Source organism: Psychrobacter sp. Ps4, assembly GCF_022129285.1.
GTDB lineage: Bacteria > Pseudomonadota > Gammaproteobacteria > Pseudomonadales > Moraxellaceae > Psychrobacter > Psychrobacter immobilis_A.
Genome location: NZ_JADQAK010000004.1, coordinates 156,383 through 170,156 on the forward strand (window position 1 = coordinate 156,383; position 13,774 = coordinate 170,156).

The window sequence follows — 13,774 nt, forward strand, 5'->3', positions numbered from 1 at the left end:
ATATAGACGATACTTAAGCGAAATTTAATTCAAAGAAGCAATATAAATGACTGATAGTATTGATAAGAAAAAAATGAAAGAGCGAAGAGAGCCTACAGACCAACGTCGTGGTGATGTTCGCAGTGAGTATGATAGAGATGAAGCAAGGCTAATACATTCAGCTGCTTTTCGGCGGTTACAGTCCAAAACTCAAGTCTTAGGTTTGGGTGAAAGTGACTTCTATCGAACTCGATTGACACACTCTATGGAAGTAGCTCAAATTGGTAGAGGTATTGTTCAATATCTTAGTAAAAAGAAGAAATTTAAAGAACATAAAGATCACTTGCCTGATATATCTCTAATTACAGCTATTTGTTTAGCGCATGATATTGGGCATCCACCTTTTGGTCATGGAGGTGAAGTAGCTCTCAACTATTGCATGAGAAATTACGGTGGGTTTGAGGGGAATGGTCAAACGCTAAGAATCCTTGGGAAGTTGGACAAATATACTGCTGACCATGGCTTAAATCCTACAAGAAGAATGTTACTAGGTGTTTTAAAGTATCCCGCTGCATATAGTGGTTTAGTCAATAACCGTGTTTACGAATCTAAGCAGGATACAGATACACCTTATTGGTTATTCAAAGCAGATTCACAGAAACCACCTAAATGTTATCACGATACTGACAAAGATATTGTGGACTTTGTTTTTAAAGGGTTTAGTCCTAAAGACGTGAAGAAATTTGTTAGGTCTAAACCAGAAGAAAATAAGCATGATAAAACTTGTTTTAAGTCTCTTGACTGTTCAATCATGAACTTATCAGATAATATCTCTTATAGCCTACACGACTTGGAAGACGCACTATCATTAGGCATGATCAATCAGGCACAATGGGAAAATCATTTTAAGTCTAGAACTAACTTGTTTAATAACCTATCAAATGAGCTAGGTAATAGTGAGTTAAAGTTTGATAACATCACTAAGAGGCTTTTTAGTAATGCTAGTCATGAAAGAAAAAATGCAATCGGCTGTCTAGTTCACTTGATGATAACTAATGTGATTATTGAGGATAATGGTTCAAGATGTAAAGATCCATTATTACGTTATGAAGTTAAATTAAAAAGCAGAGTTGAACAGTTAAGAGAGCATATTTTTAACATCGTATTCGATATTGTTATAAAAGATGAAAATGTTCAGCAGCTTGAGTTTAAAGGTCAAAAATTAATAATAGAGCTGTTTCAAGTATTATCGGAAGACCCAAAGCGATTTTTACCAAAACCCACTAAAAAAATTTGGATAGAGGCTAAAGAGGATGCTTCGAAATATCCAGAAAAATACTTATCACAGTCTACTAGAGAAAAATTTGAGCAAGAAGGAAAAAACGTCGTAGAAAAAGCGCAAGAATCTGCACAAATGAGAGTTATTTGTGACTTTATCGCTGGTATGACTGATGATTACGCAACCAAGTTTTATGAGAAGTTTTTCACTCCTAATAAAGGCTCTATATTTGATAGACTATAAATAATAGTATTCTAATATAGATATTTATTTCTGCGATTGTTTGATGATCTTGGTTTACTATGAATAGTTACCGTGACATCGTAGCTAATTACGCTGTGTTTGATACAACCGTCACGCTTAGTGCCTTTGGGCAACGCGCAACCTTGGCGGTTTTTCTTTGTTTAGGGGTAGTGCAGAATGATTATAGTTGGGCTTCCACAGTCAGTGCTAGATTGCTTAAAAAACGAGATGCAGATTGAGATGGAGCATTTCTTTGAGAAGTACGATAGTTTTGATGACGGTTTCAAAAGAAGAGCAAATAAATTGCTCTTTAACATGCTTATGGACTCTAAAAAATCTGTTCCACTCGACCCTGAGATTCATTATCGTCAAGATGGTAGTGATGAACAAAATGAATTTATGGACGCAATGTTCAGCTGTTTTCAGCAGCTTAACATCTCAAAGAGTACAGAGGTGTATAAAGCTATTTATAAACATGTAAATCGTGGTGAAAATGAATGGTTTCCTATAGTAGTAATATCTTCACCTGTGGATGATTACTCTGAACAACCAGCTGAGATGACTGTATACAGAGGATGTTCTTTAAAATCGTTTGAAGATAAGAGCTATAGGAATAGGCAATCCTGGACTACTGATTTTGATACGGCAAAAGCATTCGCTTTTAATCACTATGGGTTTGACAAAGAAGATCGAGTTGTGATCAAAACTACTATAAGTAATTCTGATATTTTTTGGATGAGAGCTGGGGAAAGAGAAGTTGTTTTGAATCCAAGATTCACACCCTTATCGGATGTAATCAAATTAGATTATGAACAATGTAATCGAGACGGGCAGATATGACCAATCCCAGCATCAACTTCAAAGAAGAATTTAGCTCAAAAGTTCCCGCTCTTATCCTACTAATGAATTTGGGTTATCGCTACCTATCCCCTGAAGAGTGTTTAAAGCTGCGTAGCTCTAGTTTACAGACCCCAGCGTACTCAGCAGCCAATAGCAGTAACCAAGTGCTGCTATTGCCTGTATTACGTGAGTACTTGACCCGTCAAACCTTTCCATTCGAAGGTCAGCAGCACCACCTGTCTGATGCTGGTATCGACAAAATCATTAGCGAGCTTAACCCTGCAATGAACCTAGGGTTAACGCGAGCTAACGAAATGCTGTATGACGCCCTACTCTACGGCGTCAACGTCACCGAATTTATCGATGGTAAAAGAGCCTCGCCTACTATTCAGCTTATTGACTGGCAAAATATTGAAAATAACGCTTATCATGTTAGCGAAGAGATGGTTGTGCAAAACGCTGATGCGACTGGTAACGTGATACCTGATATTGTCTGCTTTGTGAATGGGCTACCACTGGTGGTCATAGAGGCCAAACGCCCCGACTCAAACAATCCGCATCAATCGACCAATGCGCAAGCCATCTCGCAGCACATCCGCAATCAAGGTCAAAAGTACATTCCGCATCTGTTTGCTTACAGTCAGCTCTTGCTTGCGGTCAATGGTCATGAAGGCTTATACGCTACTTGCGGCACCCCTGAAAAGTTTTGGTCGAAGTGGATTGAAGAAGAAATCAGCGAGCCTGAGTTTTATCGGCTAAAAAACCAGCGCTTAGATGACGCTCAAATCGACCATCTATTTGCTCAGCGTAGCGCTTATGATAAGCGTGAATATCAGTCGCTGCTTGCTGCTGGCGAGTTAGCTGTGACCGATCAAGACAGGCTAATCATCAGCTTACTGCGCCCAGATCGACTGCTGGACATGACCCGCTACTACACGCTGTTTGATAGTAAAGCAGGTAAAATCGTAGCGCGTTATCAGCAAGTCTTTGGTATTAAGGCCCTAGTTAAGCGTATCAGTAATTTTGACGAGCAAGGAAGCCGTGAGGGTGGCGTGATTTGGCATACCACAGGTAGTGGCAAATCGTACACGATGGTGTTCTTATCCAAGGCACTTATTTGGCTTGAGGAATTGGCTAAATGCCGTGTGTTTGTGGTCACTGACCGGGTGGATTTAGAGAACCAAATCGCGCGTACCTTTATATCAGCAGGTGCCCTAAGCGATATAGATCGTCGCCTAGCCAAAGCGCTATCAGGTCGAGACTTAGCGAAAAAGATTGGCAAGACCAACGAGCGTATTATATTTTCTATCATTAATAAATTTGGCGCGGCTGCGCAATACGATGACTTTTATAACCCAAGTAGCAACATCATCGTCTTAGTCGATGAAGGGCATCGTAGCCAAAACGGTGAAAACAACATCCGTATGCAGCAAGCACTGCCAAATGCGGCTTTTATCGCTTTCACTGGTACACCACTATTAAAAGATGATAAGACCGAAAACAAATTTGGTACCATCATTCACTCCTACACCATGCAGCAAGCCGTAGCCGATAAAACCGTCACGCCCCTACTCTACGAAGAACGCATCCCTGAGCTCAATACCAATGATGTCGCTATCGATAAATGGTTTGACCGCATTACCCAAAAGCTGACGAGTGATCAAAAAGCGGATCTCAAACGTAAGTTCTCTAAAAAAGGACAGGTATATCAAGTTGAAGGCCGCATTGAACTGATAGCCCATGATATCTCCGATCATTTTCAGAACTTCAAACAACAAGGCCTAAAGGGTCAGCTGGCTTGTGATTCTAAAGTGTCTGCCATTCGCTATAAGCAAACCTTAGATACCATTGGTAAGGTCAGCTCAGTAGTGGCTATGTCACCTCCTGATACTCGTGAAGGGCATGAAGTCGTCGACGCCGAGAGTAAAGACATCGTACAAAACTGGTGGCAGGATAACGTCGCTCCCAAATACGGTATGGACGATACCCAATATACTAAGGACATTATCGATGCCTTTAGTCAAGACGATGGCCCCGACATTATGATCGTGGTGGATAAGCTGTTGACGGGCTTTGATGAACCCAAAAACACCGTTCTGTATATCGACAAGCCTTTAAAGAGTCATAACCTGATTCAAGCCATTGCTCGCGTTAACCGTTTGCATAGCAAAAAGCAGTTTGGTTACTTGATTGATTATCGAGGTATCTTAAAAGAGCTAGATATCACTATTGAAAAATACCAAGATCTTGCTGAGCGCACCCAAGGTGGCTTTGACATTGAAGACTTGGCTGGTATGTACCATGCCATGGACTCTGAGTACAAAAAACTGCCGATGCTCCACAAAAAGGTTTGGGGCATTTTCTCTGATGTCGCAAACAAGCAACATGGTCCATCACTTCGCCAATCTCTATCACCTAAAATAGAAGAAAGAGAGGGTGTATTCATCGATACGCGCCTGAAAAAGCGTGATGACTTTTATGCCGCTTTAACTGAGTTTGCTAACGTCATGAAAGTCGCATTACAGTCTGCTTCATACTTTGAAGACAGTTTCTTTGACGGTAAGCGAGATCGTTATAAAAAGGACTTAAAGTCTTTCGTTGAACTGCGTAAGCAAGTGCGTGAAGATGCTAATGAAACCATCAACTTTGATGAGTTTGAAGACGACATTCGTACCCTACTCAACAAGCATATCGCAGGCATAGAAGTCAGAGAGCCTAAAGGCGCTTACCTAGTCGGTAATATGGGCAAAGACATTAAGCCTGAAGTGCTGAGTGATGATGAGGCACGTAACCAAACCGATAAGATCACCAGCCGCGTCACTAAAATGATTGAGCAAGATTTGGCTGATGATCCCTATGCGCAAGAGCATTTCTCCAAGCTCCTGAAAAAAGCCATTGAAGATGCCAAGGCCATGTTCGATGCACCAGTCAAGCAATACATGATGTTTGCTGACTTTGAACAAGACGTCAAAGCTCGCAAAGTGCCTGATATTCCTAATGAGTTTATCGATGAGTCAGGCAAACATAACAAGCATGCACAAGCCTACTTTGGGTTATTCAAACATTTATTTGCTGCAAACTTCCTAGCAAAAAACGATTTAGACAATGAATCACTTGTCAGCTGTGCCTATGATATAGATGAAGTCGTTAATAAAGCGGTGGCAGAGAACTCACTGAATCCGTCACAAATGGAAAAAGATATTAGAGTTGGATTGCTAAAGCTATTGTTCAAGGCCATCGGTACCGACAACGCTAAAAAGCTGTCTGATAAAGTAATAGATATCACTCGCCATGGCATCTCTAGGGGCAACTAATCATGGCAAGTCGCTTAGAGCACACTACAGCAAACAATGACAAGCAGCCTATCGAAGATAGCAGGCATACCAAAGCTGATGGTCTGCTGCACCATTTGCACTATGGACAAGACAAAATAAGCTATGAGGTGATACGGAAAGACAAAGCTCGTAAGCTACGTATTAAGGTGCATCCTGATCAGCGCGTAGTGGTCACTGTACCGATGCAAGTGACAGATGAGTTTATACATAATTCAGTAAAAAAACGTGCTCGCTGGATCTGGCAGCACGTGCAAGACTTTGCCAAGCAAAAAAGCGACGTGCTACCCAGACGCTATGTCAGTGGTGAGACCCAGTTCTATTTGGGCCGCAGGTACGTGTTAAAGGTGATTATCGACCCTGAGCAAGTCGCTGGTGTGAAGCTCATTCGTGGCAAGCTAACGGTTACCTTAACTCATGATGACAGTAATGCCAGTGACGGAAGCGATCGAGCCACTAAAGTTAAGTCACTGTTAGATGGTTGGTATCAGACCAAGGCCAAAACGATATTTGCAGAGCGCCTTGCTGCCGTATTGCCTCAAGCTATTTGGGTAAATAGCTCCCCTACCTTCAAGATACTATCGATGAAAAAACAATGGGGCAGCTGCTCGACTCAAGGTAACTTAGTCCTCAATCCGCATTTGGTTAAAGCTCCCAAAGAATGTATCGACTACGTGATCTTGCATGAGCTGTGTCATATTGCTGAATACAATCACAGTGACCGATTCTGGCGACTGCTTACTCAGGTCATGCCTCACTGGAAAGAAGTTAAGACGCAGCTCGATAGCATGGCTGAGTTTTACTTGAATGAGTAGTAGCTTTGAAAATATCTACCAATAATTCTTATGCTTATCTCAATAGTTAACTTTAATAGTAACTGTATCAGAGTAGTTGTCTGGTCTAAAATCAGCGCTCGGTACAGTAACATAAACTGTCTTATTTTGAACTAAGCCATTTCCAATATCTGCAACTCCATTTCCTGTACTAGTAGAGGTAGCAGTATTACCCCATGTTTTCCCATTAAAGCCTGGTGCTGAACGTAGTTGGTAGGGAACTTTATCATTATTACTGCCAGTACCACTCATAACCCCCGATCCAGCTTGGTTACCGTTGGACGGAGCTAGGCCAATCGTATAGGGTGCGTCTTTTGTACAGGTTACGCCAATAGCATTCCCTCTGCTACCAAGGATGTTTGTATTACTTGCTGGATGAGCACCCAAGTTGACATCATTTGTAGTAGTTATTTCACAACTATTAACTACGGTAGCTTGGACTATAAAGGGAAATCGATTATCGTCTTGCCCACCCGATGTACAATCAGAAGAGGTAGAAAAAACACGGTCTTGATAAGTTAGTGCGGTATGACCACCATTGAAGTTGTTAGTGTAAACTCCTGGAGTGGCAAGAGAGTTACCGTAGTTTGGCAACAAGGCTACTTTTATAGGCACATCTATTGATATTGATGTATTGCTAGGCATTTCGTGATAAGCAATATACTCTGAATTAATCCCGGTAAGATTACGAGTGCCCCAAAGAGTTTGATCAGGCTTTAGCATAGTAAATGCTAAGCGAGGAGTATTAGCTCCACTTTTCTTCATATAGCGTGGGTTAATCTCGCTTGCAATATCACCACCATCAATAGCAAGACAAACTGAAACATACCTTCTACCAGTGCCATTACTACATTTATAATTCAGAGTGGCAGTGATACTTTCACTATCGACATTATCTGAAGTCAGGTTATTTCCAATATTTACAGTGCCCGCATTCATACTTGCACTACAAGTCGCTGCAGCATTTGCGTTGCCTACTGTTAGCCAAAATGCACCTAACATCAAAAAAGGACTGTAATACCACCGAAATAAACTCACTATTCTTCTTCCTTCTGACAAGTAAACGGGCCCATAAGTGGAATATCATCACCTGATTTTTGATAATCAAAACTGACCTTGCATACCTCACCAGAGGGCTTAATCACCTCTAGAGTGTTATGCTTATCGAGTGTATCCAGATAAACCTCACCATCAAATCCAACCACTGCTGCTGGCGTATTCTTTTTGCTGATTAAGCGTGCTTGGCTGCCTAACGGTATAAACTCATCGTTGCTGTCTTTTAAGATGACAGAGGCAGAGCGCGTTTCTGTAATGTCGAATGTCACCAAAGTACCAGCGCGGTCAGACGGTGTGGCCTCAAGAGCCACTTTATCTATACGCAGATCAGCAGGTAAGTCCATGGGATCAATACCAATCTTGTTCTCTTGATAAGCATTCAACGGTGATATCAGCAATAGACCACGCTTATTAGTGGTACCAATAACATTGTTCTGTAGCAACACAGGTACATCGGCGACGCCATCAGTGGATACCACGGCAAAGCCATCGTTAATTTGGCGTGCAGCAAATAAGCCACCACCCATCATGACTAGCGAACCTGTGCCACTAGCAAAGGTAGAATGATTACCATCGTAACTACTAATGCCTGCTTGTACCTGACCATAACGCCCAAGATAATTGAGCTCTGCTAGTCCACCACTGCTGGTATTATCATTTATGCCGTTATCGATACTGTGTCTAGCCTGTGCTCGCCATCCGATACCACCTGCGCTTGGAGCTGACTGTGATACATCAGCCACAAAATCATTACGATCGTCAGTATGCTGGAGACTGCTATTGAGCGAAATATTACGATCTAGCGAGAATGATGCACCGATTGTGGCACTGTTATTAGCAGAATTATTAAGGTCGTGGTTGTAGCTAGCATTTAGGCTGAGGCGTCGACCCAAATACTTGCTCCAGTAGGCGCTGGCAAATTGCGCCGTATCTTCCTCCGCATAGTCGACTTCGTTATAACTTACTCCAAAACTACCTAGAGATTGAGTGCTATAGCCTGTTGAAAATTGATTGCTTTGACGTATGGGCGTTGATCCGTATTGGGTTGCCACATCACGGTAATGACCACTGGTACCTAAAGTATTGAGACCGATATTAAAGCGATTGTTACTCCATGAGTAGCTGGCACTATATTGTGATCCGCCCTTTCCTTGGCTTTCACTACCTGCCAATGAAGCAAACAAAACACCACCTGGTCCACCTAATACCCATGTGCCGCCAATCCCTGCATTAGCAAGATCCTTGGTTGCTTCACCATGGGTCTCAGCGGTGAATCGGTTACTTACCCCATAACGCCAAGTGCCACTAGCAGCGATATCGCTGCCGTAGTCAAAAGATTTTATACCATAGTTTTCACGAACAGCACCAAGTTCTACTGACCAATCAGAAAGACCTGGCTGTAGTAATCGATGAGTATCATAAAGCGAGAAATTAACGGTGGAGCTTTGACCTAATGCATCGGTCAATACAAGCTGAGCATTCCCTGCTCCACTGATGCTGGGGGCTGTATTTAGCTCAAAAGGGCCAGCAGGCACGTCACCGCTATATTGCTTTAACCCATCGACATAGAGCTCTACTGCAGAGGGCAGAGTGGCTGAACCAAAAAATGACGGCAATGGAGTAGTCGTCATATAAGGTTGCAAATCAAAATTGCTACCAATCTGTAGACCACCCAAACGCGTAGACCGCGTCCATGACAGTGCCCCTGTAAGTATGTCACCAGCACGAACCGTAATTAACTTGTCAGGAAATGACTGACTCCAACTGGTATCTAGACGTACTGTACGACTGTCCCAGTCTCGGTTTTTATCACCATTATTAGCACTGCTATTAGGAAAACGGTCACCTGTCGTCAGTGCAGTGGAACTCAAGACACCATGGGAGTTGAAGGCGCGTACCTCGGTATAAGCGCTTAGATTGGTTGAACTACTCTCTGTTTGTGAGCCATAGAGATTATAATTCAATAATAGCCCAGGCGAAGAGCTGGCTTGAGTGCGACGGTTATCGAGGGTATTTAACACCGTAGTGTTTAGATTAAGGATGCTTAAAGGAGCTAGAATATTCACCGACTGCATGCGGGCGTTATAGTCTACTTTGATATTGGCAAAACTATTTAGTAGTAATGGGTCTGTAGTACCTGGCGGCACTATAAAACCTAGCTGCTGCAATACTGCAATACTTGCCCATAATTCGCCATCACGATAATCAAAGTGAGCTAAACCAACGTTAGCTCCGTTGAGGGTAACATCTAAATATAAATCTAAGCCTTCTGTACTACTCGCATCTTCATCGAGGTTGAGTTGGGTAGTTCTAGCATCAGGAGAATTAGCTATGGTTTTCGTAGCAGGTGCGGTGGTAGACCTAGTATCATTAAAGGTGACAGCATGGCTAAATGAGACAGTTATACTCTGTAGTACAAGTACTTTAACGAGTGGAATTGTCCAACGTGACATCTTGTGTAGTCTGAGTTCCATTAATCATCACCTTGAATTTACCACTTGTCTTCATTGAAGATGGCAGTTTTTTCAGTGTCCAGTTCATGGTGGCGCCTGGCAAAACATAACCCAGCAACCCTTGATGTAAGTCAATACTATTGCCAGCATCATCTATAATGCTCAAATCAGCCAATTGGGCATGACCATTCCCACTATTGCTAACTTTTAAATTCATCTGCTCCCCGTCTGGTTGTAGACTATAACTCCATTGCAATCTTGGGGTGGTTTTAGTAATCCCAACCGGATTTACAAACACGGGTAGTGAGTAGCTCAGCGCAAATTGTAGGCCACTTTTTTGTTCGGCAGATTTGATAGGCAGTTCATCAATCGATAGTCGATAGCTGCTTTCCACAGCTCCGACGCCGCTTGGCGGAGCGGATGCGCGGATAATCCGGATAAGCTGTTTTTCACCCGGCTGCAGTTCAATCATTGGCGGACTGGCCAATAATCCTCGTGATGTGGTGAGCTGATCACCCTTTTCGTCCTGAGACCATTGGTACACACGCACTTGCGCATGTACCGCGTTGTCACCAGTATTACTCAGCGTCAGTCCACTAGCATTTTGTTTGGCTTGTAAGCTGAGGGAAATGGGAGAGACCTGAAGGCCGCTCGCCATTGCCACACTACTAGACAGAAGCAAACCAGAAAAAATACCGCGTATCGCAACGCGGCGTAGCAAAAGACTTAACATAGCTATTAGTAGGTTACGTTTACAGTTACAGTATCTACATAATTACCAGTTGGCACGTCTGTGGCAGCAGCAGTAGCCGTTGCATACACAGTGTGAGTAATGGGACTATTTACACCTAGTCCAGTGCCAGCTATACCATTGCCTGCTGTAGTGAGAGTTCCCTGATTGCCCCACACTGCTGCGGACTCACCTGCAGCCTTTCTAAGTTGATAAGGGATTTCTGTAGTTCCAGTTCCTGGACCTTTCATTTGACCCAAACCATCTGTATTAGCATTTGATGGCGTTAAGTTAACAATATAAGGGGTGTTTTTAGAACAGCTTACGGTAAGAGGAGCGGTTGCTAGAGCTGTCGCTGCAGTGCCTGCAACAACTTGGCCAAAATCAACATCATTGGCACCTATAGTAGCGTCTACAGTACAAACAGACGTGATTTCAATCTTGACCTGAAAAGTCTTATCCGCTGTAACAGCAGCATTCGCAGAAACAGCAGTCAAAGAGCCAACAGCAAGTAGGGCGGCTGTCATTAAAGATTTGTTAAATTGCATGGCAAAACTCCAGTTATTTTGAATCTATTTACGTTTCAATGAAAGAAATAGTATGAGCATATTCTAATATTGCGTATTATTACGTAAACACTACACTTAAGCAATCATATTCCGATGAACAGCATTCTATACAAGACCTCTTGCAAAAGTAGTTTCAAGACTCAAAGTCTATAACTGAACCCTAAATATTTAAAAGATATGCCAAATATAGCCAAACTACTTGAACAGAGCGATGCAGGTTTTAAACGTTATACTGGCATCCACAAAGCCACTTTTGAGAAAATGCTAGAAGCCATGCAAGAGCATGAAGCTTCCAAGACCAAATCAGGTCGTCCAAGTGAACTTAGCTTAGAGGCGCAGATTTTACTCGCACTGACCTATTGGCGTGAATACCGAACCCTTTATCATATTGGTGTGGACTTCAACGTTCATGAGTCCTCTGCCAGTCGCATTGTCAGAAGAGTAGAAGACATCCTTATCCACTCAGGCAGATTTGATTTGCCACGAAAACTACCACACGGTAAGCCTGAGGATATCAATTGGTCAGCAGTCATCATTGATGCCACCGAAACGCCCATTGAACGGCCAAAAAAAACCAAAAACAGTACTACAGTGGAAAAAAGAAACAACATACCTTAAAAGCGCAAGTCATCGTACATTGGCAAACAGGACTGATATTGGATGTGCAAACCTGCAACGGTTCAGTACATGACTTTAATCTTTATAAACAAACTTGTCCTGATTGGCTGCCTAAAAACACCAGCTATCTAGCAGACAGCGGTTATCAAGGTATAGCCAAGCTATACGATCAGACCTTTATCCCCTTTAAGAAACCAAAAGGCGGTGAGTTGCTAGCGCTTTGCAAACAGGCCAATCAATATTTGGCAAAATGTCGTATTCTGGTTGAGCATAAAATAGGGCTGATTAAGCTATTCAAAATTGTGGCTGAACGCTACCGTAATCGACGTCAACGTTATGATTTAAGAATGAAGCTGTTCGCAGGACTGGTAAATCTTGAGCTTAATATCTGACTTTTGCAAGAGGTCTACAGATGAACGGTAAATTTTTTAACCTGATTTTTAAAAGCTTAAAAAATACTAAAAAAATAAACCGCCATACTCTTAGAGTTAAGGCGGCTTGATAAGCTTAAACTGAGCGCTCAGCAATCTTAGTATTAATCCACTCTGCAATCTCGCTTGCTACCCACACCACCCTCACCTGTGTCAGTTGTACCTTCTTGGGGAACGTTGGGTCGTAACGATCAGACTTTTCATTGACCATCTCGTAGATCGTAGAACGACTAAGACCGGTATAATGACCAACATCTTTGATACTAAGCAGTTGCGGTATATGATTGCATTGTTCTATTACTGGCTGTGTTGCATTCAAGTTTTCCATGATTTGCTCCTTATAAGTGAATGAGAGCATCTCCTCTCATATACTTACCGAGTCCTATATTTTTTTACTGCATCCCATGCCGTCCGACAGTTAGCTTTTGACGCAGCTAATAAAAAAAAGGAGCTGAATGACACAGCTCCTTTTATGACTAGTTCGCTAGACTAACTAACCGCTGTCACGCTTTGCCGTAATCCCTGCTCAATACTGGTTACGTCATGATCGGCTAAGACATGGTTCAAGTCCTCATGCGCATCTTGATGTTGACCAGAATCGCCTGTCTCGACTGGATAAAACTCTTCCACGACTGCAAGTGCCTCGTCATTATCAATCTCAAAGGCTGAGTTCACATAGCCAAGCTTCGCTGCGGCCTCTAATGCTGCCTGATTAAAGCCGTGTTCGCTAAGCTCCGCATCAATAGCTTGCGCGTTAGATACCGCATCTTTAAGCGTCACCCCATCACGCAAGGTCAAATCGACAAAGTAAATTGGCGTGCGATAGCTTTGTGTGGTGCTTTTACCTCTAAGCGTTAATTGCAGGGGCAAACACGACAGCTTATTGCCTGATACCGCGGCAAAGTAGCTTAAGCGTGCCGCAAGCGTTCTTATGCTATTAAAGCCAGTCGTGCGAAATATAAACGTGCCCAGCTCATCGTCCTCAGACAGATTGACATACAGACGACCGTATGGCTTACAAGCACCGCCTTGCGCTAATGGACAGCGATCAGGTGATGGGCATGGCAGTGTTTCTACGCCATTGCTTGTGCGGCGCTGACATTGCTCACCGTCGCCCACGCATAGCGGGCGTCCTGTTTGCCTATCGAACAGCGTGTACTCCGCTCTTAGGTTTAGTGTCGGATCGTTAAACAGCATGCGCACGGGTATTTGCCGCAGCTTACCATCACTCTTTGCACGTAGCTTTGCATCAAGCGGATGATTGACCCAGCCGTCTTTGTTTTGGATTTGGCTGGTAATGGTGAACTGATCGTCTTTGGCAGGGAGACGTTTGCCATCTTTTACAATGACACGTCCAATGCTGATACGACCTAAAACGGGCGGGGTTATAGTGAGACCTTTAATCATGGTG

General features: G+C 42.9%; 12 protein-coding genes. 6 read left to right on the forward strand and 6 right to left on the reverse strand.

What is annotated here, in order from left to right:
* Window positions 1–46: 46 nt before the first annotated feature.
* The 4 genes from I3252_RS04110 (at window position 47) to I3252_RS04125 (ending at window position 6,488) form a co-directional block, all read left to right on the forward strand.
* Window positions 47–1,501 (forward strand): anti-phage deoxyguanosine triphosphatase, encoded by a 1,455-nt coding sequence (locus I3252_RS04110; protein WP_238034308.1) that lies wholly within the window; start codon window positions 47–49, stop codon window positions 1,499–1,501.
* 177 nt (window positions 1,502–1,678) lie between these two features.
* Complete coding sequence (locus I3252_RS04115; RefSeq protein ID WP_238034309.1) at window positions 1,679–2,341, forward strand: hypothetical protein; 663 nt, start codon at window positions 1,679–1,681, stop codon at window positions 2,339–2,341.
* Window positions 2,338–5,655, forward strand: a complete 3,318-nt coding sequence (locus tag I3252_RS04120; protein ID WP_238034310.1) for an HsdR family type I site-specific deoxyribonuclease — start codon at window positions 2,338–2,340, stop codon at window positions 5,653–5,655. The genes I3252_RS04115 and I3252_RS04120 overlap by 4 nt, the downstream gene beginning before the upstream one ends.
* Window positions 5,656–5,657: 2 nt before the next feature.
* Window positions 5,658–6,488, forward strand: coding sequence for a SprT family zinc-dependent metalloprotease (locus tag I3252_RS04125; protein ID WP_238034311.1), 831 nt, complete (start codon window positions 5,658–5,660; stop codon window positions 6,486–6,488).
* A 39-nt stretch (window positions 6,489–6,527) separates the two neighbouring features.
* Here I3252_RS04125 and I3252_RS04130 read toward each other — a convergent pair whose 3' ends face one another.
* Genes I3252_RS04130 through I3252_RS04145 form a run of 4 tightly spaced genes read right to left on the reverse strand, consistent with a single transcriptional unit; the run spans window position 6,528 to window position 11,293 of the window.
* Complete coding sequence (locus I3252_RS04130; protein WP_238034312.1) at window positions 6,528–7,544, reverse strand: spore coat protein U domain-containing protein; 1,017 nt, start codon at window positions 7,542–7,544, stop codon at window positions 6,528–6,530.
* A complete protein-coding gene (locus I3252_RS04135; RefSeq protein WP_238034313.1) occupies window positions 7,544–10,036 on the reverse strand; it encodes a fimbria/pilus outer membrane usher protein in 2,493 nt (830 codons plus the stop codon). The genes I3252_RS04130 and I3252_RS04135 overlap by 1 nt, the downstream gene beginning before the upstream one ends.
* Window positions 9,987–10,748, reverse strand: coding sequence for a molecular chaperone (locus tag I3252_RS04140; protein ID WP_238034314.1), 762 nt, complete (start codon window positions 10,746–10,748; stop codon window positions 9,987–9,989). Before I3252_RS04140 ends, I3252_RS04135 begins: the two co-directional genes overlap by 50 nt.
* 5 nt (window positions 10,749–10,753) lie before the next feature.
* A complete protein-coding gene (locus I3252_RS04145; RefSeq protein ID WP_238034315.1) occupies window positions 10,754–11,293 on the reverse strand; it encodes a spore coat protein U domain-containing protein in 540 nt (179 codons plus the stop codon).
* A gap of 198 nt (window positions 11,294–11,491) precedes the next feature.
* Between I3252_RS04145 and I3252_RS04150 the strand changes: the two genes are divergently transcribed.
* Window positions 11,492–11,932, forward strand: coding sequence for a transposase family protein (locus I3252_RS04150; RefSeq protein ID WP_201501705.1), 441 nt, complete (start codon window positions 11,492–11,494; stop codon window positions 11,930–11,932).
* Between the two features lie 11 nt (window positions 11,933–11,943).
* Window positions 11,944–12,324, forward strand: a complete 381-nt coding sequence (locus I3252_RS04155; protein WP_238034328.1) for a transposase family protein — start codon at window positions 11,944–11,946, stop codon at window positions 12,322–12,324.
* A gap of 115 nt (window positions 12,325–12,439) precedes the next feature.
* On the opposite strand, the gene I3252_RS04160 is transcribed toward I3252_RS04155, so the two are convergent.
* Together I3252_RS04160 and I3252_RS04165 are read right to left on the reverse strand one after the other, a co-directional pair.
* Window positions 12,440–12,691: an AlpA family phage regulatory protein gene (locus tag I3252_RS04160; protein WP_238034316.1), complete on the reverse strand. Its 252-nt coding sequence runs from the start codon at window positions 12,689–12,691 to the stop codon at window positions 12,440–12,442.
* Window positions 12,692–12,852: 161 nt separating this feature from the next.
* Window positions 12,853–13,770 carry a hydrolase or metal-binding protein gene (locus I3252_RS04165; protein WP_238034317.1) on the reverse strand — a complete coding sequence of 306 codons (918 nt, stop codon included), beginning with the start codon at window positions 13,768–13,770 and terminating at the stop codon, window positions 12,853–12,855.
* Window positions 13,771–13,774: the final 4 nt, after the last annotated feature.